Origin of the sequence: Pseudoprevotella muciniphila, assembly GCF_003265305.2 — a bacterium.
Taxonomy (GTDB): domain Bacteria; phylum Bacteroidota; class Bacteroidia; order Bacteroidales; family Bacteroidaceae; genus Alloprevotella; species Alloprevotella muciniphila.
In genome coordinates, this window is sequence record NZ_CP033459.1 from 853102 (window position 1) to 873654 (window position 20553).

12 protein-coding genes are annotated in these 20553 nt (G+C 39.3%); 1 reads left to right on the forward strand and 11 read right to left on the reverse strand.

Going from position 1 to position 20553, the window contains the following annotated elements; translation table 11 throughout:
* The first annotated feature begins 126 nt into the window (after positions 1–126).
* Positions 127–516, forward strand: coding sequence for a hypothetical protein (locus C7Y71_RS03595; RefSeq protein ID WP_146739488.1), 390 nt, complete (start codon positions 127–129; stop codon positions 514–516).
* A gap of 168 nt (positions 517–684) precedes the next feature.
* Here C7Y71_RS03595 and C7Y71_RS03600 read toward each other — a convergent pair whose 3' ends face one another.
* Genes C7Y71_RS03600 through C7Y71_RS03650 form a run of 11 tightly spaced genes read right to left on the reverse strand, consistent with a single transcriptional unit; the run spans position 685 to position 20544 of the window.
* On the reverse strand, positions 685–990 hold the full coding sequence (locus C7Y71_RS03600; protein WP_111899254.1) for a tellurite resistance TerB family protein: 306 nt from the start codon (positions 988–990) through the stop codon (positions 685–687).
* Entirely contained in the window at positions 987–3635 is a 2649-nt protein-coding gene (locus C7Y71_RS03605) for an AAA family ATPase (RefSeq protein ID WP_193215957.1), read from the reverse strand. The genes C7Y71_RS03600 and C7Y71_RS03605 overlap by 4 nt, the downstream gene beginning before the upstream one ends.
* 2 nt (positions 3636–3637) lie before the next feature.
* The gene (locus C7Y71_RS03610; protein WP_111899256.1) at positions 3638–4702 is read right to left on the reverse strand and encodes a DUF1848 domain-containing protein; all 1065 of its coding nucleotides are present in this window, start codon (positions 4700–4702) and stop codon (positions 3638–3640) included.
* 31 nt (positions 4703–4733) lie between these two features.
* Positions 4734–6566: a DUF262 domain-containing protein gene (locus C7Y71_RS03615; RefSeq protein ID WP_111899257.1), complete on the reverse strand. Its 1833-nt coding sequence runs from the start codon at positions 6564–6566 to the stop codon at positions 4734–4736.
* A gap of 25 nt (positions 6567–6591) precedes the next feature.
* On the reverse strand, positions 6592–10476 hold the full coding sequence (locus C7Y71_RS03620; RefSeq protein ID WP_111899258.1) for a type I restriction endonuclease subunit R: 3885 nt from the start codon (positions 10474–10476) through the stop codon (positions 6592–6594).
* Positions 10477–10520: 44 nt separating this feature from the next.
* A complete protein-coding gene (locus C7Y71_RS03625) occupies positions 10521–13052 on the reverse strand; it encodes an AAA family ATPase (RefSeq protein WP_111899259.1) in 2532 nt (843 codons plus the stop codon).
* Positions 13053–13067: 15 nt separating this feature from the next.
* Positions 13068–14171 (reverse strand): restriction endonuclease subunit S, encoded by a 1104-nt coding sequence (locus C7Y71_RS03630; protein ID WP_111899260.1) that lies wholly within the window; start codon positions 14169–14171, stop codon positions 13068–13070.
* Positions 14172–14174: 3 nt separating this feature from the next.
* Positions 14175–15323, reverse strand: coding sequence for a PDDEXK nuclease domain-containing protein (locus C7Y71_RS03635; RefSeq protein ID WP_111899261.1), 1149 nt, complete (start codon positions 15321–15323; stop codon positions 14175–14177).
* Positions 15324–15325: 2 nt separating this feature from the next.
* Positions 15326–16945: an HsdM family class I SAM-dependent methyltransferase gene (locus C7Y71_RS03640; RefSeq protein WP_111899262.1), complete on the reverse strand. Its 1620-nt coding sequence runs from the start codon at positions 16943–16945 to the stop codon at positions 15326–15328.
* Between the two features lie 4 nt (positions 16946–16949).
* A complete protein-coding gene (locus C7Y71_RS03645; RefSeq protein WP_111899263.1) occupies positions 16950–18071 on the reverse strand; it encodes a hypothetical protein in 1122 nt (373 codons plus the stop codon).
* Positions 18064–20544, reverse strand: a complete 2481-nt coding sequence (locus tag C7Y71_RS03650; protein WP_193215958.1) for an N-6 DNA methylase — start codon at positions 20542–20544, stop codon at positions 18064–18066. The genes C7Y71_RS03645 and C7Y71_RS03650 overlap by 8 nt, the downstream gene beginning before the upstream one ends.
* Between the last annotated feature and the right edge of the window lie 9 nt (positions 20545–20553).

The window sequence follows — 20553 nt, forward strand, 5'->3', positions numbered from 1 at the left end:
GGCGGTCAATCGTTACCTTACTACGACAAAGGTAATGAAAGCCGTGCAGCGATGAATAGTTTGATTAAAAACTTTCATCGCTGCAAAGTTAGGGCGGACAACAATAAAAACAAAAAAGGTATTATTATGGCAAATAAAAACTACCTAGTAAGACCGGAAAGCAGCCCAAAGGCTGCACCGGTCAGGAAGAAGGACGTTACGGAAGTCCTTCTGGAAGTTAACGAACTGGCAGAGAAGCTGCTTGAACAGATGGCTGAACTCAACACAAAGTACAAGGTCCTGCATAAGGACGGACTTCCGTTGAGGATGGAGGGACGCTCCAGAGAATTGTTTGAAACACTTTTTGCCCGAATGAAAGAGTTGCCCGCCCAAGTGGACAAGGCAGCAGCTGAAGGCATGGAAAAAACCATCAAACGACTTGATGATGAAATCACAAAGGTCAGGAACTACTGCATCATTGGAACTATAGTCATCAATGTGTTGTTTGCTCTTTTGGCATTTACGCTATTTGTATAACATTATCAAAAATGTCTTCGTTATCTATGGGGTAACGAAGGCATTTCAATAAAGTGGATAGCAACGTGAATAAATCAAAAATACGGGGGATAAACATCTTTTGTGGTACTGTTATAGAATCCATCCCCAAAGACCATATACCAGTCTTAATCTTTGCTAATCTTATTGTCAAACAAAAAATTGGTTTATGATTTCCGTTTCCTTGGGATGTAAAAAGCCATCCGCTTTTGCCATACCAACGAATAATGCCTGAGCTTTATTCTTATTCTCATCTGACATCCCGCTAATAACAAGTTTTGTTTGTATATCATCAATATTTGAAATGTCTTCTAAATCATTGATTGTTATGCAGAAATCTCTATATGTTTTATCCATATACTCTTCCTCTTTGGGATGAATAACGCCATCAGCTTTCATGATGTGTGAGAGAACCTTTATGATAGCGTATTTCTCTATTGTTGTGAAATTATTCATAATGTTTGATTATAGAAAAAGTTGTGGTAGGTGTCATTACCGATGTTAATTATATACATATTCTCCCTTGCACGAGTTATCGCCGTATATATCGTTTGTGGCGACATGGAGCGAAATGTCGTGCTATGTAGAGCAAAGTCGCTTTCAAGAATGACTATTACGGAAGGAGACTCCCATCCTTTGAAACTTTGTATGGTAGAGATTTTCAGGCAACGCTTGTCCGTAGTAAACAATTGTTTTCTTGTTCGCTCAAGCGCCTCAAAATCCCTATTAAATTTCCAATTGGCAGTCTTTTCATCAGTAACGTGATGTATTTGCTTTAACCTTTCAAGAGCTTCAGTTGAAATAAAGGTTATTTCTGTTTGTTCATTTGTTCTTTGACGATAAAGGGTGTCAATATTACGCAATAATTTTGTTGATGAAGCAAGCACAACAAAGTCTCTTGCTTCGTTGTTGTCATTGGAAATTATACTTATTATATTAGTTACAAGAGCATCGACAGCATTATTTTGCCTCATGTCATTATACGTTAATATTTGGAAATTGAATGTATTTGACATGGCGTTCTCTGCAGCTATATTATCAGTAGGTAAATTTGCCATGAATTGTGTTTGAAATGCTGTAGCAAGATTTGCAAGGCGCGGATTTGTAAATCTTCGACTGGTCATTAATTGCCGATTCCATTGTCCGCCAATAACGCCTAAGCGAATGTCACCATTTGTGTCTAAAGGTCGTTGATATACATTTTGTTTGGGATCTCCAAACACAACCAGTTCACCATTAGGATCCAAGAGAAAATTCTGCATGACTATGCGAAGCCATTCTGTAGTATAGTCTTGCACTTCATCAACGAAGATGGCTGAATATTTCTTATGACCTCTTGAGTTAGCAAAGAAGGCTTCGTCTTGATATGAGCCAAAATCAACATGTAACTGACATTCGGCAGCACGTATTCTAAAGAACTGATGATAAGGGTATATATCAATTTTCTCCCATGAGAAATCCTCTCTAATTTCAGAAAGCCTGAATTTCAGGTAGTTTGCTAAAGTAATGTTATAGGTCAACACTAAAACATCACCTCCTGTGCGTTTCATGGCATTCACAGCCCTGAAAGCAAGTACCTGGGTCTTTCCAGACCCTGCAACTCCACTAATTTTTTGTTGTGTTATACTACTTTCCGATAGTCTCCTTTGTGCTCCAATAGGCCGCATGTCTATACGCCCTTCCTGATAGGAATGCCATGATGGAGAAATTATCTTAGCCAGATTCCTTCTCACAACCTCGTCAAAAGCATTATTGTTGTATAAGAAACCTATTGTAGTATATAAATTTTGCGAAACTTCTCTACTATCAATAAACTCCTTTCCGAAAATAGATGTGAAGTTAACAATGTTATTTTCTAATCCAAAGAATTTCTTAATCTCGGTAATTGTGTTTTCTGAGAACACAACCGTCTTTTTGATAAGACTAAAATTCCGACTATTCTCAATCGTGCTCATCAAAAGTTCTTCTATGCCATCCTTAATGCTAGATTGGCAAAGACTGATCAAATCAATGGGCGATTGATATTTATGGCTATTTATAAATATTTCTTTTTTATCTTCTGAAATTACACAATTGTTAAGGTCTTCATTGAACACGTTTAGAAGAAGGACACCTTTATTAGGTCTGACAATAATAAAGTCAACAGCTACTTCATTTACGACAGCATCAATATACATTACATCATCCACGGATAGGATATTCTCCAGCCTCCAGGCCACTCTTGCTTTTTGAGGTGATAGAACATGGTTTTGTATTTGCAATCGTAAATCGTATTCATTATATATTGCCTCATGACTTTCACTCACCAAAGTTAATCTATTAAGGTCAATTGTTGCACCATTATACTCAAAACATCTTGTCATGCATGTATATGGATGAGCTGTCCTTTTCGTTCGTGCATAACGTACACTGTCAATCTGGCTGAAATAGCGTTGTTCTCCAAAAACAGAACAGAACTTCTCAATTCTATATGCAGCACTATTTTTAGGACCGATACATAAGACGAAATGTCTTCCATGTGCAGATGCTACCATCCTTGCGACTGCCCCTAGGTCGATAGTCGTTACATCCAAAATATTAGAAAAAACATGGATGACATTATTATATCTATATCCAACAGGGTTAAGAGTTTTTTCTTCGTCTATGCCGTTTGCTGGAAGGAAAAGGTTCTTAACGTCTATTTCAACTGCACCATGCGTAACGGTACGGACATTAATGTTTGCACGTTCAATGGCACTACGAGATGGCTCAATAAGCGTTACTTTCCGTAGCCATTGCAGCAAATTATGCTGTCTTAACACTTCAATTATAGTGACAGAGCCTATACCTTGACCGCATCCCCAGTCAACAATTTCTATACTTCCCTGAATTTCATTAAAAGGGAAATTCATCATTGCAGCCCGGCACTTGGTTACATGCATATCTCCGTATGCAGACATATAACAGTTTAGAGCCACATCGCTTGCTAATAGGTCTATGCCATGATTCAGTTCTGGATGTGTCCATGGTCTTCCCTTATATTCTGTTGGCAAAGCATTGTGGCAATAATCTATAATATCGTCAATGCTATTACAAAGCCTTATATCTTCTTCGTATGGCATAATTACTTTCCCGTTATGGTATCTGAGAATTTGTTTTGTTGATGACATTTCCAATTATCAATTGCCAGTTGTTTGGTCGTATTAGCATAGCAATACTCGCAAAGGTGAGGGCAGGTGTTGTATTCACCGATATCCTTTGAGGCCATGCATTCACAGAATGGTCGCTGCCCCTTGTCTTTCTTGTGTTTACTGATAAAGTAATGGTTATGAGGCAGGAGAATTGCTCCTTCAGGCAACTCGGGGTCGCCAAATAGTGAGGGGGCCGGTATATCTTCAATCTTAACATTCATGAAATCCATCAGTTCTTTATCATCCCAAGCAAGGCGTGTAATGAGGTCGCCATCTATGCAGCGATTATGCTTGATTCCATATTTTTCTATGTCTATCTTCTCACCGCATGTAGCAAGTTGGAAGTTCCATCCACGTTCACGATTCATAGAAGATAGCTTGTCTGCAAACTCTTCCATCTGCTCGATTTCCCACTCATGGTATGGGATGCCGTTGACTTCAAGATTATGCTTCACCTTTCTGTACATGGCAATATCAGCATAGCTGAAAACCAACTTCTCTGTATATTTTTTTAGTTGGTCGCCAATATTCTGCACTTTCCTCAACAAGTCATCCACCGATATGTCATCAGTCAATATCATAGGGTCAAAGCGCCAAATGATCGCACCCTTACCAAGTTGTTCAACAAGCAACTTGAATGATTCTATACGATTAGCCAAAGAAGGTACTTTTTCAAGTTTCTCTTGTTCATAGTCATTCAAAGTGTATTGAACGTAGCATTTGATGTTACGTTCCTTCAATATATGCAGATATGTCAACAACGGACGTGGATTCTTAGACCAAAACACGATGAAGCGAGTGTTCTCATAAGATACATATGATTTCACCCCATTAAAAGGATTCGTCCATGCCGAATACCCTTTTTCTAATCGGTCAAAGAACCAGTCCGCATAGAAAGCAGGAATGTCTGTACTTCTACTTGCAGATATGATGATGGGAGCCTGTGCTTTCACAGACTGCCCATCTATCATTATTTCAGTATGTTTCCATGTTGCCATCTTGTTTGTTCTTTATAAATAATCTTAAAGGTTACAGCTCCCATATATTATTTGCAATCTGAGAGTACAAAACACATCTTTGCTCTATAGCTGATTTGTCAAAATGAGCATAAGACTTGAAGTCAAGATGCTTTGAACTTACAAAGGAGGTAAAGTTCGGATTATTCTGATATGCCTGAGGACAAAGGGATTTTGCCAGCAGGTTTTCCTTCACATAGTGTGTAATCTTTTCGTCCTCTTTCATATCATTGTACGATTGATTCGTGCCATTGGGAAGTAACACCAGATTACCAATTTTATTTCGGAAACGCATGAATTCTTCTGGATGCTCAAACTCATCAGTATGCCGGTCAAAATGATCACTCCAAATATGTTCTATCTCAAAAGGCTTGCATTCTGGATTTGTCATATAGCGCTTGAAGTTGTTGCCCATGCCACTTTGTTCCTCAATATAGGCAGTAATGCGACATAGGAAATACTTTATGAATGGGCCGTTCTGCCCGTGCAGACGAAGGTCTTTCATACCTGTATCAATATCTAAGTCTTCAACACGCTCTCTTAAAACTTCCAACATTTCGTCATAAGTTTTATTGCGCAATGACTTGATGATATTGAACATAGTGTAGGCAATCGAAGATGCAGTATAGGAACGGAAGTTAATTTGTCGTCTAACAACGAAACCGTCAAGGAAACGAGCAACAAGATTCATCTTCCGCTTGCATTCATCATCGCTGTCGCTTAATTTTAACCCCGCTAGCATCATGGGAGAAGCCAAATAAGGAGAAATACCTCTGAACTGGTTATAATAAACCCATTCAAGTCCAGGAATAACATCTTTCATTGCTTCCTGCAATAAAATATATTTATTGAAGAAGAAGCGATAGTTGGTATCAAGGAAGTTCTCCATACTTCCGTTAATAGCCTCTTTAAGTCTTCCTTTCTCATAGTTGTCCCTAAACCAACTATGGAAACGTACACCTATATGTTCAAAGTCCTCGTCAACAGAACCAGCTTTGCTCTGGCGTTTTGTTTCTGCAAACTGTGAACGCATCCATACTCGGAAGAAAGCATTATCGTAATCTTTACCGTATGAAAGCAACTGATGCATATCTCTCTTCCACTGGTCGTTGATGGCTGTCCTCTTGGTATCATCTTGGAACTTAGAAAGAATGAATCCCTTTAGCATATCACTATTGGTGAGATTGAGTCCTCTATCATTCATCGTCTCGAAGATTGTATATGCATTTTCCTCTGAGTAAGCCTCAATCTTTACAATTACGATATTATTGATAACCCAATACATAAAGCTTTCAAGGGACTGCCCTTGAAGGTCTTCAGGAAAGTTTTCTTTGATATCATTATATCGATCGGCCATACAACGTACACTATCTTCATCTGTTTCTTTGGGGGTGTACTCATTGTTATTATAAAGCCCATCAAGGCAATCTTTGCGTTCTGGGACTTGGATATTGAATGACTTCTCCCCATAGCTGTCACTGAAAATCATATTTTGCAAAATTGCACCTTTGGCGACACCCATTGCATGGTACAGATAAATCAGTAAAAGGGTTAAGGAAGTCACACGTTGCTGGCCATCAATAATACTCATTGTAGCATCATCTTTTGCGATTACAATAATGGATCCCATGAAATATGTAGCATAATTTGCAACATCCTTTGTTGAATGCTCTGGCCTATAGTCAGCACGAAAAGCATTATACAAATCGTCAATTAACTGGTCTATGTTTTCTTTCTGCCATCGATACTCTCTTTGGAAATAGTCGATGGAATACTTATTGTTGCTCAGAATGTCCTTCAAAGGATATTCTTTGGCCACTATCTTTTTATTCTGTATTGTACTCATTACCACCTTGCTTTAAACATTTGTATTACGGTTCTATAAACACTGGCATACCTTTTTCGTTTACTGGGTTTATCTTTATTAGCTTCTCTATTAGACCATGATTTGTCAAAAGACTTAAATCTATGTCTAATGGTTCTATAGAGAAAGTCATGTAACTCTTACGCGGATTCTTATTCGGATAGTTCATCGCTTTTAGTTCTTCCCTGCCCATCTCCTTATGCCCTGTAATAGTATAGGCTGACAGCTTATCAGGTTTACCGAATTCATAAAGGATTAAAAGGGAAGCTCTTCCGAACATCTCTCTATGCTCTTCCATAGAACCCTTGGTCTTACCTAGCCTTACATTATATATACTATGCGCGAGAATCCATTCTTTCTGTTTCTTGTCCTTGGCACACCCCACAATGATGGTTTTATCACCCCCAAAGAAATCTATGATGTTCTGATCAAAGCGATTCCATTTATAGCACTCAAATGGCTCTGCTGCCATCATCATCTCGCTTTCTTCAATAGGAGCGTACATGGAAATCACAGGTATAGAAGTAGTCTTTACATCATTATAATCCACATCCTCGTTTTCCTTGAAATTCTCCACCTGCTCCATTACTTCGCGGAACACTTCTGGAGTGTACTGAGGTGGATAGCCATTCTTGACAAGGCAAATCTTGATGTCTTGTTTCAACTGGTCGCGAACTCGCTGATTATTGAGCCAATCAGCAAAGGACGATTTTGCATCAATGATATCTCGAATCTTGCATGCAAGACTCTTACACTTATCGTTGATAAAAATACCATCCACCTCCTTGTCTTCTCCATATTCGAAGTTGTTTTTATCTCTTAAATGAATCAAAATATCATAAAATGCCTTCTCCTCAAAAGTAAGTCCTAATTTGCGGAAACTCTCTCTATCGGCTTGCATACCTTTGAGAATGTTAAGAGCCTGCTCAGTGGCATTCTTGATGATACTTTCTGCCGTTGCTTCCTGAGTTGCGCCAGCTTCTTGCTCCGATAGGAATTTGCGCCTGTCATGGTACTCCTGAATGGTAGCCTCCAACATATCCTGAAATTTTTTCGAGGCAATCTGATTTGTCTTCCCGTATTCTGTAATTTGTTTTCGAAGAAGTTTTATTAGAGTTTCCAACTTTGATGCTGGCATCTTAATTTCATCAAGCCTTTCTGTGAACTCTGGTCCAAAGATGTCCATTTCTTCACCTTCTTCAAGAATGCTCTCCACATTATTGTACTTCAAAGCTTCTTCCACCATCTTTGCTACTCGCCTATTCATAGTGTCGGTATCTGGAGCATCAGTTCCATTCATCTTATAGACCATACCTGCAATAGCCATGAAACATTGTGCCAGAGCAGATTCCTCTTCACCAAGTTCTCCAGAAGGCTGACAAAGGTCGTAAGCCTTGCGCATTCTCTTTACATTTTGAAGAAAATAAGTCTTGAATGAAACTTTTTTTGTTTTCTTTCCATCCTTGTTGATAGTGTTAAAACTTTCATTTGACGAAAAAACATACTCCGCAGCTCTTGCCAACAGTGTATATCTTATTATAGGGCCTGTCTCCGGATTCAGGAATGGGGTCAGATCATAATTTCTGAACAAAGCCTTCAAAATCTCCATGTACTCACGGAAGATGAGAGTAGCCTGTTCTATGTCATCTTCGGTTAATGCAACAGAATTGTCGCCACCATACATTTTTCTGGCTTCCAACATCTGGTCACGAATGCCGATATAGTCAACTATCAAGCCATACTCCTTGCCTGGGTATTTTCGGTTAGCACGGCTGATGGTCTGTATCAATGAATGTTTCTGCAACGGCTTATCGTTATACATGTAGGTAAGACATTCCACATCGAAACCCGTTATCCACATATCCACAACAATGACAATTCGGAAATTGGAATGTACCTGTTTGAAAGCAGCATCCAAGTCTTCCGACCGTTGGTCGTTCTTCACTCCTCCAAGATAATTGTACATATCTTTTTCGTCATTACTTCCAACACTGGCTACCATCGCTATAGTCGGCATTTCCTTCAGTTCTTTAAGCTCTTCTGGCGAAACATTGACATCTTCAGGTGTTTTCCTCTCATCAAACCATTCAGGATAATGAGCCTTAAATTTCAACAGCAAGTCGTAAGCAATCTTCCTATTTGAGCATACTATCATTGCTTTCTGTACTCTGTCTGGGTCGTTGGCAACAGAAGACACGTAATGGTCATGTATGTCAACGGCAAGTTTTTCGAGTCGGTCGGGTTCGCCAAGTATCATCTCTAACGAGCTCATGGCCTTCTTGCTCTTTGCAATATCCTCTTTTGTTGAACCTTCGTCTGCGCACTTGGCGTAATAAGCCTCAATCTCTTTGGCTTTCTCCTGATTCAGCAGTACTTTGGCTATGCGTGGATGATACTTGATAGGCACAGTTATCTTGTCCGCAACAGCCTGATCCATCGTATAGCGGTCTATCTCGTCACCGAAAGTCTGGTAGGTTTCAGCGATGGGTGTTCCTGTAAAGCCTACGAATGTTGCATTTGGCAAGGCTTCGCGCAGAACCTTGGCGTATGGCTTTGATATCATGGCCCGCATATTCTCGTCTGCATCCTCACTGAACTGAATACGCTTTGAGCCTTCTATCTGTGTACGATGTGCTTCATCGCTGAAGCAGATGATGTTGCTTCGTTCATTGACAAGTCCAATCGGGTCATCCTTCCTGTCGCAGAACTTCTGGATAGTGCAGATGAAGAAACCTCCGCTATCTCTCAGACTAAGTTCTTCACGCAGCTTTTTGCGGCTTGGCACAACTGAAACCTCGCCCAAGCCCAGAAACTCAGTACTCTTGGTAAAGAGTTTTGCTCCTTGCTTTTGAAGGTCTTCACGGTCAACAATCATCAAGATAGTTGGCGAGCCTATCTCTGCTGCACAACGCAATGAGAGCTGACGGGCAAGGAATGCCATTGTATAGGTCTTTCCGCAGCCTGTCGCACCAAAATAAGTTCCACCCTTACCGCTTTTTGTCTTCACCGATTTGATGACACTCTCCCTGAGAAGTCGCGTGGCAAAAAACTGCGGATAGCGGCATACAATTTCCTTTTCGTCACTGTCAAAGTTCTCATCTTGGAAATACACATAGTCCCTGAATATCTCCAAAAACCTTTCTGGGCGATAAACACCTCTCACCATTGTCTCCAACTCGTCGAAAGGCATGGTGCTTACTTTATCGCCATTCTCTACGCGCCGCCAAGCATAGAAATGTTCGTAAGGTGTACGGACTGTTCCCAATCGAGTCTTTACTCCATCGCTGATACAAGCCAACGGACAATAGTGCAGAAGTCCTGGAATATCTCGCCAATAGCGGATATTGATTTGTTCCCAGGCATCTTCAATCGTGGCATTGGCATCAGCAGGATTCTTCAGTTCTATTACGCAGACGGGTATTCCGTTTACATACAGCAGCACATCAGGACGGCGATTCTTTACTGCACCATTATTGATGTATTCCACCGTGAACTGGTTGACAACGCGGAAGATATTTGTGTTTTTTTGCTGCGGATGATCTAAGCAGGAAAAGTCTATCAAGTTGACAGTCGTTGGCCTTCCGTCCTTATCAACGGCAGGCACACCATTTACCATCCACTTATAGACTTTATGCAATGTGGCAAAATCCGTGTCTGCACCTACCAGCCTGACGTTATCTGCTATTCTTTGCAGTTCCTCGTCCTTCACGTTCTTATTGTTATCCTTCAAGAACTGAAGTAGGTCATCCATATAAAGCACTTCTTTTCTGTTGGCTCGTGATATAGAGTCACCAAACAGATACTGCCATCCCTCTCTTTCAAGGAAAGCAATGAGAGCATTCTCATAATCGCTCTCCACAAAGTGACCATTGATATTCTTTAATTTTGCCATAATATAAATCGATATTATCTCATCATTCAATCCTATCAAGGATGTCATGCATTAAAGACTCCTTTTATTTTTGTCAATTCATTAGATAATTCCTTTAGCTTATCAACCGTTATTGGATTCTCTGAACTTGTCGTTCCATCGTGAATTTCTTCAGATACCGTGTCATGAATAATCTTAAGTTTGTCTATAAGGTCTGGTTTAGAATTAATCGATTTAATAACATCCCATTGTATTCTGCTAGTCTTATTACTAACTTTAGGTGGTAATTGATTTTTATAAACATCTTCATCAATTATCTTCTCAACAGATCGTCTTATTAAAGCTGAAACCTTTATGTATTCCTCAAAAGGTTTTTTATTCAATTCTTTATTGATTTCTCTAATCAAAGCGCTTGAATTATCGCCTTTATAATTAGAAAGTATACCTTTATCGTTGCCAATACCTTCAACTTTATATATCCTAATATGTTTTCCTTTGTGATTGTTACATGCCGAATCTATTGTTTTACATACATGATTATCCTTTGATGTTTCAAATCCATCAAGAAACAATTTATTATGGCAAAACACGATAACTTGTTTATTAAAATCAAGAAGTCTTTTAGCCAACATTCCCGCAATTTCATGATCTAAACTTGTTACCGGATCGTCCAGAATTATAGGATAATTCTCATCTCGGATTTCCGCAAAAAACATTGCCAAGGCAACAGCTTTTTGTTCACCTTCACTAAGAATCTCTAGGACGGAATTATTGCCTGTCAATTTCAATTGAGTGTTACACTTCCCTTTACTACCATTAATGACCTCAAGTTCAACATTCAGTTTTTGACGTCCCAAAGCTTTTAATTCTTTCTCAAAGTTGGTTTTCAACGTGTTAGTCAATAGAGTTTTCTGGGCTTGATTTGCCAAGGAAGTTATCTGATTAGTCTTCGTTTCTGACTTTTTTTTCTCAATTGCTTTAATTTTGTCATGGATAGAGAAGTAATTCTCGATATCTGTTTTCTGCTTGGAAATAGCATTATTTTCTTTTAATCTTGCTATTTCTTTTTGCAATTCTTCAATTTTCTTCTCTTTCTCAGCCTTTGACGCATTAAGTTTCTCTATGGCGTCTACATGCTCATTTTGCTTATTTTCTATAATCTCTAATTCAGCAGAGAAATTCATTGTTGGCATCTGAATTTCCTCTGTGCTTTTTACAAATTGTAATAATGTCTTATACGCTGATAGTTGCTCGATTTTCTTTTGTAATTCAATAGAATCTGTTATTACACTCTTCACTTCATCGGTTAGCGTTACTGCAACATCAAGTTTATCAATTTTACTCCTAATAGCAGAGAGTTTTTTTGAAGCATTATTTAATTCTTTTTCTGATGTATCACTCAGAAAATCAGCATATGCATCAATAATACGAATAGCTTCGTCTGTTCTTAATTCTTGATGGCAATATGGACATCTTTTTGGTCTTTCTTGATTACATAGTGCAGAATAATTATGCCCCGCTTGAATAAAGGATTTCCACTCCTGTGTATCAGACTTTGGCAAACATTTCAAAACTTCTGAACGTTTACGAGCAGATTCATTTTTATTCTTGGCAGATTCAAAAGCCATCAAAGCCTTAGCAAGTTCTTCTTCATAGGACTTCAAATCTCGAATTACAGAATTAAGCTTATCTACAAAAGAAGAAAGTTCTTTATTCTGCTTTGATCTGAGATTTATCGAGTCTTGAAAATTGTTTTGCTGTAACTGCCTTAATTCATTCTCTTTTTCAGTTAGGCTATTATTCTCAATATCTGAAAAGTTAAACTTTTCGGTTAGAACCTTACGCTCACTTACACTAAAATCCTCATGACTAATAAATTTACTTCTAACGCTATCGCTCAATTCTTCTGTTTGAATAACAGGAATACCTGTTTTCGTTAATTCAATTTGTTCATTAAGTTTAGATGTATAATTGTCTAATATTTGGGCAATATAGCCAAACAAATGCAATCCTAAAGGATAAATGATTGTTTCATCAGGTTTTTTTGTTTGCAATAGCCCATTAAGATATGAAGAATCAAAAACTTTTACCCCTTGAAAATCAAAGTGTTTAGCATGAGAATCATTCCAACTATAATGTATTGACGTATTACAAAGTCTATACTTTATGGAAACATTTATGTTCTTTCTGTTCCCTTCATTCGCATAGATATTGGGTATTATTTCCTTGTAAACCCCACCAGAGATATTGTTTAGTATTCTAAAATAGCCACTTTTCCCTGAACCATTTAATCCATACAAAACAGTAACATCTGGCGAAAACTTTATTGTTTGGTTTTCGCATAATGCATTTACACCACTTATATGTGTAAGGGATTCAAACAACAGTTTCTGGGATGACTGTTGGGCTGATGACAGATTGTAAGTTTGTACCTGTAATGGGGTACCATTTAATAGATTATCAAAAATCTCATTTATACGCGATTCTTCAATAGCTCCATTTGTTTCAATGGCATCTTTTATCAAAGCCTTTAACCATCCTGGTTTTTTATTTGCAAACTCCGATAGATAATCTTTCGCATGATTCTTATTATTCATAATTGCTTTCTATTGTTACTCTGTTAAACTTCCCCTAATCAGCACAGGGCATATATTTTTAAGTTGTTCTTTGAGTGCTTCTGCTATACGCTGACGCTCTTTATAGACATTATAGATGGAGGCTATGGCTTTTTGTATTTCAATTGATGGAATCGGAATTTGGACATCTTCCATGTCTTCATATTCAAAAAATTCATGTGCGCTTCCTTTTGACATATATCTTGCATACCTGTCAAATTCAGAACGCTTGAACCACATCATAAGATACTCTGGATATAATTTATCATTAGCCGATATTTCAAAAATTTGATATGCAGAAGAAACAACACAGTCATCGCCCGTTCTATAGGCAATGGAAATCTTTTCGCCATTTCTTGTGGTTGCTCTATTGTATGCAAATTGTCCTTTACGAACTATTTTGGCACTTGTTTCCGCATCAGCAACTTGTTTTGGGTTAGCAAATTCTTTATCATTAGTGATTCCTTGCGCCAAATTAATTTTGAGATCAGAATTTCGTTCATCACGAGGTCTGATATATGGACCTATCTTTTCGCATTTCATCCTTCTTCTTAAATCCTCAATATACCCATCGCAGACAAGTTTCAATTCTTCCACTTTGCTTTGATAGGCAGCGAGATTGTTTTGGAGAGCCAAATAAACATCAACGTATTTACGCTGTTGCTCGATGGAAGGGAGCGGTAATTCAATATCACTTAAATCATTGAAATTAAATTCAGGTCTTTGGCTACCAAAATTTCTGAAAGTAACTTCTCTTCTGAATTCATTACGACGCAAATAAATAAATAGCCAAATAGGATCTATTTTTTCTTTCCCCTTCTCATTCAAATGGAATATTTGATAGAGATGAGACACAATACACAAGCCCTCCGTTCTATAAGCAATGGAGCCTAAATCAAATCGTGAGGGATTATAAACAAAATCACCATTATTCACGATTTTGTATGGTTTCAAATCAACTCCTTGAACATTGCCTTTCGGAAGAGAGAAAACTCCATCACTTGTAACGCCAACTATCAAATCTTCCTTATATTTCAAGGAACGATTATTGGCTGTGGAACGCTCAATGTATTCTCCCAATTTATATTTCTTCAGTCCCATAGGCTATTTCTCCTCTTCTCCATTATTTTGCAAACGGAAAATTTCTTTCTGCTGCTCTATCTCACGAGCCAATACCTCTTTTGAAGGCATATAGGTGAGATACTTTGAGGCATACATCTGTTTGTTGCTGGCAAGCGTCGAGAAACGTGCTACGTCGGCATTGGTTTCCGAGCAAAGTATGATTCCAATCGTCGGGTTGTCGCCTTCGGTACGCTTGTAGGTGTCGAAAAGTTTTAAGTACATATCCATCTGCCCAACATCCTCATACGACACTTTGGTGGTCTTGAGGTCAACCAAGACAAAGCATTTCAGCAGATAGTTGTAAAACACCAAGTCTATGTAATAATCATCGTCCTCAGTATGAATATGCATCTGACGATTAACGAGAGCATACCCCTTGCCCATCTCCATGAGGAAATGTTCCAAATGATCAAGTATGGCTTGTTCGAGCTTGCTTTCCGTGAAAGCTTCCCGGTGACTGAGTCCAAGAAACTCTACAAGCATGGGATTCTTAACAAACGTTGATTTCTCTTTCTCGTAGTCGGCTGTCAAACGGTGCATCTCATCTACCACCTCTTGCCGCTTTATCTCGGGCGTCTGAGTCAGACGATAATAATATTGAGAATCTATGTTACGCTTCAAAGTGCGATAGTCCCATTGTTGTGTGGCAGCCTCCTGCATATACCACATACGGGCTTCTGGGTCGGCAACACGTATCAGCCTTTCGTAATGACTCCAAGATAATTGGACGGGTAACACGATTCCATTAGAAACAGATTCAGCAGGCATTGTCTGCTGAATTGATGCAAGCTTCGACCTAAATTCAGCAGGCGTTGTCTGCTGAATTAGTAAATTGCTGAAAGCCAAATAGAACTTGCGATAATTTCTCACTTGAGTTTCGGAAAAGCCTCGGCCGAACTCTTCCGTTAACGATTGGGAGGCCAGCTCTATGACATGCTTACCATAGTCTGCGCGAGCCTTTCCCTGCTGCTCTTGCAGAACAATACGTCTGCCAATTAGCCAGTTTTGCACTACCTGCATCATATTGGCCATGCGATAACTGGTATCTCTGGCGGCAGATACTATTGTTCGAAGGTCGCTAATGAAACTCTTCTCTTCACTTTTGTTGTTATACTGTATCGTACTTGCCATAATCACTCTCCCTCTTTAATACTATATCCAATTCCCCCGAATGCTTCTTCAAGCATCTTTTGTGATTCCTTTTCTCGTTGCATCAGTTGTTTCATTTCCTGCTGAATGCGAGCCATCTCCTTGGGATAGTCTATTTCAAGGTCGTGGTCGACGAACTCGATGTACTTGCTTGGCACCAGTGTCCAATTGCTCTGTTCAATCTCATCAATGCCCACGCTGCGATATAGTTCTGGTACAGCAAAGTTGTTGCCGTCTGTTCCCTCAGACTGCCACTGATGATAGATATCTGCCACATATTGAATTTGTTCCGCAATGAGACGCACCTTCTTCTTCTGTTCGCCCTTGACAGGATTCTCATTCCATTGGCGCAAGTCCATAAAGAGTATTTCATGCTCCCGGTTCCTGAGTTGACGACCATGATATTTCCCACCCTTCTTATTCTGGTTGAGAATCCAGAAGGTGACGCTGATATCTGTCGTGATAAACAATTCCCTCGGCAGAATGATGATGGCTTCCACCTTGTCGTTCTTGATCAGTTCCTTGCGGATTTCAAGAGCATCAGTGTCACCCAAAGCGCCATTAGCCAACAAGAAACCAGCCACACCTGAAAGAGGTTTCAGGTGAGAAAGCATGTGAAGAATCCATGCATAGTTGGCGTTGCTCTCTGGAGGTGTAGCATAGTCTGTCCAGCGAGAGTCGTTCTTCAGATTATCATTATACCAGCCTTTCAAGTTGAAAGGTGGATTGGCCATAATATAGTCGAAGTAAAGGCCTTTATGCAGGTCTTTGGTGAAAGTGGAATCGCTTTCCGGACCCAGATTATGACTGATACCACGCAAAGCGAGGTTCATCTTTGCCAGACGATAAGTAGCTGCCTCTTTCTCCTGTCCATACACATTGATACGGCTGATGTCGCCTTGTTTGGCTTTCACCAAGTCAGTACTCTGTATGAACATACCACCAGAACCACAGCAAGGATCGTAAAGAGTACCATCGAATGGTTCGATAACAGTTGCGATGAGCTGAACAACATCATGTGGTGTATAGAACTCGCCCTCCTCCTTCGTGGCGTTAACGGCAAACTCTTTCAGGAAATACTCATATACGCGGCCTATCAGGTCTTTCTCCTCACCAAAAGTCTTATGGCTAATCTTGTTGACCTCATCCACAATCTTCTTCATGTCGTTTGCACCAAGATTGCGCTGAGTGAATGTACCTTCCACAAAACAACCTTTCAGCGTAGGATTCGTTTCACCAATACTGCGAAGAGCGGTATCAAGAGCCACATTCAGTTGGGGTGCAGCCGTATTGATGATGGTTGACCAACGAGCCTCTACCGGCAAGTCAAATGTACCATCAGCAAAGGTTGCGTCATCAAAGAAAGCTTTGATGATTTCCTCATCGTCTGGGTCTAACCCTTCCTCAATGAGTCGCTGACGAAGCGAAGCCACGCCATCCTCGTATTTCTCGCCCATAAAGCGGAGGAACACGAGAGTAAGCATCATATCACGCTTCTCAAAGAACGATCCTGAGTTCTTTGCTTGCCTCAATATATCTCGACACTTGAACAATATATTATCAAGGTTCAGTGTTTCTTCTTTTTTACTTACTTTCTTTGCCATATATTTAAACTATGACGTATTTTTTTACTATGAATTTATACATTCTCTTTGTTCTCTCATCTTGGTTTTCGTCTTTTGAGGCAACTCCAATTCGTTTTCCGATAAGAGACTCTGCTGTAGGTATATTTTTTGTGTCAAGAACATAAGGCCCACAATGAATTGTGCCTATGTCGTCTTTCTCTACTTCTCCTTCAAAATAGTAGACCTTGAATTTATTATTCTTCGCACATTCTCGACTATCTAGAAATCTTTTTGCTACGGCATCCTCTGACATATCTAGTGATGCACACCAATGAAGAACCGTCAATAATTCGTTAAATGCTTGGGTGTTCAAGAATGGAGCTGTCCCATTTTGGATAGCAGCCCTGATAATTGTTTCATAATGAGAACCAGGATTTGCATAGTCAACTAAGCTATGAAAAGCACGTTGAATATAGGAAGGCACTAATCCTCCGTTTTTTCCAATAAACTGGCTACATTTGTTAATGTCAGAACCCTTTACATCAAAGAAGATTATTCCGGCTTTATATAAGTGTCCTGATGCCATTTCAAGCATGTTCCTCACTTTGTGGGGGATATTCACATCTCCAGAGAATTTCGATATATTTTCATAATCAACCATTAATTCAATGATATCATTTTGAGAATAGAAATCGCATATTTGGGGATATTTAGATTTCATTTTGTAAAGGTCAGAATTAGCAATGACTTCCTCTATTTTGTCAAGCATGATCTCCATTTCAGCTGGTTTTGAATAATATGGTTTATCGTCATACGACCTTTCATAGCCATTGACGATAACTGCAATGGAGCTTTCTCCTTCAAAATCACCAGCAGAATACACAAACCATGGTAGATTAATATGTTTCTCTGTAATACGCATTAGTGCATAACTCAAAGCATTGACCGTTGTATTGGCTTTCTTTTCCTCCTCAGAACCGGGCTTATGCTTGACGCAGTTAGCATCTAGAATGATAGCATCATAACTTACTGATGGATTCAGCAGTTCTTCAATTCCTGCATCCACATATTCTTTTGCTACAACATTCATCTTCTTCTTGTTATAAGCACGATTTATGAGGGAGTTCGACGGGTTATCGTCAATCCAAAGTATGTTTTTAATCATTGTTAATGTCATTTGTTAAAGGTAAAACAATCTCAAAATCACAAACAAAACCATCAGCTTCATTTCCCATTTCTGTGTAGTTAACAGTACCACCGAAATGTTCAATAATATTCTTAACTTGGTTACATCCAATCCCATCACCATGGCCTTCACCCCAAGCAAATATTTTATTTACATCAAAATGCTTAGACGCAGGAATGCCATTGTTCCTAATATGGATAATGGCCTTTAGTCCGTCTTCTGAGGAAGAAACTGTTATTTTGACCTTGTAGTCATATCGTTTTTTGTCAATAAAACCGTATTTCTCAGCATTATTGATTAGATTGTCAAAAACTTGGTGTAAATCCTCTTCGGAGATATTGATAATCAACTCTCCCTCATCCAAATACTCCAATACCACCTCGTAGTTCTTTGCTATTTTCTTTTGAATGTAGGCATTTATCGATTTCTCTACATTCAATGGTGTAGGAGAATGGAACTTTTCGACATCTGTAAAATGCTGAACCATTTTAGTTACTTTTTCCACATTCGCTACAATTTTCAGGACGTACTCTTCAAGGGAATCACCTTGTCGCGTAACTATAGAATCCTTACTAACAGAATCATTTAGTTGAATGAAGTCACTAACATCTAAAATCGCTGGATATATGTCACCCAACACATGTCCCACAGCATGCTTTCGTTCACGCTGAGTGATTTCAAAGTCCTTCAGACGCTTCTCATTAAGTTCGTTGAGATGAACGCCCATCTCTTGAAGCAACTGTTCTTTATAACGAATGACAGCAGCCTTTTGCTCGTCTAATGAAGGGAGAAGCATCTTTGCTGTCATGAAAAGTACACTTACACCTCGACTAACAATAGTCCCAGTTCCATCTACGATTTGCTTTGCCATATAAGGTTGGCGCAATTGAATTACAAGATATTCAGGTAATACAATAGAAGTATCAACTTTGAAGGCACGATAATATGGCATATAATATGCTGGTGAACCATCCAATTTGACATAAACAGACCGAGGCTGTCTGCGTGTATCAACTATTATACAATCCTCATCTATTTGGTATGCCGGTACATGGGTATTCACATCCTTTGGGGGGATGTCGCTGGACTTTATAGAAAGTTGCAGCTCTGGGAATGGGAAAATGACAATGGGATGTTGCCCTTCCTTCAACTCTATTTCCTTCCTGGAACAAGGTTGAAGAATATGTTCGAGAGCGATAGTTCTTTCTCCGTCTTTTGCTTCTAATAGCATTCTCGCAATATACCTTTCGGGAATGAAAGAACAACCATTGGAGAAAAAGATACTCTTATCTACGATTGTAGAATGATTGGAATCTTCACTTTGAAGCAGTGAGATTACCATTTTTTCATCCAACAAATTATTGATGCCTTGCCTTATGAAGCACTCAGAAGCATCAACAAATCTCACCTTCCCTTTATGCTCTTTTTCTCGATTCAAAATGACAACATAGGTAGCAATGTTAGTCCCAAAGAATAGATTATTGGGCAATCTAATTACAGACTCCACCAGATCCTTTTCAATGAGGGTTTTCCTTATAGAAAATGAGAGTCCACCTGTAGCGGCACAAAACCACCCCGACACTATAGCGGCGACCTTCTTCTTTGCTTGGTTATAGGCCTTAGTAAAGAAGTCTGCCTCCATCGTATCGTGTTTGGCATCGCTTATACGAGCATGGAATGGTGGTGTTGCAACAATATAATCAAAAGATTGTCCAAGCCACTCTGACACAGAATCACCCTGCACGCAATGGCTATCATCCTTTCCATGAAGGAGGAGGTTTAATCGCGCAATAAGATACATCTGTGACATCTCTTGTGCGTGATAATCGATCTTATCGTTAAGGAACATGCCATAAGAAGCCAACCCTGCATATGGATTGTAAACAGAACCTTCTGTTGCCCCAAGCAGGCGTGTCATTAGGCGGGTGACTTGAATTGGTTGAAAGAACATCCCCCCAGCCTTACCTTCGTTACGGGCAATAAACGAGAGCACTTCTTCTGTAAATATACCAACTCCTGACTGGAACCAATCATCTGGAAGGGTACACAATATGTGTATAATCTCCATTAAGTCAAGAGGCTCCATCTGCTTTATGGCAAAGAATTTGTTTTGACTTTGCCCTCTTTCTGAGAACGCATTATCAATTTCTGAGAATAGTTTCTTAATCTCAGCAGTCGTTCGTCCGACAGCATATTGTGCCTTAACACCTTTTTCTTTCCAATCCTGTAGCGTCTTTTCCGTGCCACCAGTAACCGCGAGTATGGAGGTGTCAACTACACAGAGAATGAAGTCGTCGGCTTCAATCTCGTTATTACAAATAACAAGCTCTCCTCGCTTAGCCAGCAAAAGGACTTCGAGAAGCCAAAACTTGTTCCTTGGATTCATTCCAAAGAACAAATTGAGAATTCGCTTTAGCTTGTTCTCAATGTTCATGTTGTTTGCTACTTCCATCTTGTTTGT

Coding starts and splice junctions, on each gene's coding strand:
- C7Y71_RS03595 (WP_146739488.1), top strand. CDS start 127: ATGGCAAATAAAAACTACCTAGTAAGACCGGAAAGCAGCCCAAAGGCT.
- C7Y71_RS03600 (WP_111899254.1), bottom strand. CDS start 990: ATGAATAATTTCACAACAATAGAGAAATACGCTATCATAAAGGTTCTC.
- C7Y71_RS03605 (WP_193215957.1), bottom strand. CDS start 3,635: ATGCCATACGAAGAAGATATAAGGCTTTGTAATAGCATTGACGATATT.
- C7Y71_RS03610 (WP_111899256.1), bottom strand. CDS start 4,702: ATGGCAACATGGAAACATACTGAAATAATGATAGATGGGCAGTCTGTG.
- C7Y71_RS03615 (WP_111899257.1), bottom strand. CDS start 6,566: ATGAGTACAATACAGAATAAAAAGATAGTGGCCAAAGAATATCCTTTG.
- C7Y71_RS03620 (WP_111899258.1), bottom strand. CDS start 10,476: ATGGCAAAATTAAAGAATATCAATGGTCACTTTGTGGAGAGCGATTAT.
- C7Y71_RS03625 (WP_111899259.1), bottom strand. CDS start 13,052: ATGAATAATAAGAATCATGCGAAAGATTATCTATCGGAGTTTGCAAAT.
- C7Y71_RS03630 (WP_111899260.1), bottom strand. CDS start 14,171: ATGGGACTGAAGAAATATAAATTGGGAGAATACATTGAGCGTTCCACA.
- C7Y71_RS03635 (WP_111899261.1), bottom strand. CDS start 15,323: ATGGCAAGTACGATACAGTATAACAACAAAAGTGAAGAGAAGAGTTTC.
- C7Y71_RS03640 (WP_111899262.1), bottom strand. CDS start 16,945: ATGGCAAAGAAAGTAAGTAAAAAAGAAGAAACACTGAACCTTGATAAT.
- C7Y71_RS03645 (WP_111899263.1), bottom strand. CDS start 18,071: ATGATTAAAAACATACTTTGGATTGACGATAACCCGTCGAACTCCCTC.
- C7Y71_RS03650 (WP_193215958.1), bottom strand. CDS start 20,544: ATGGAAGTAGCAAACAACATGAACATTGAGAACAAGCTAAAGCGAATT.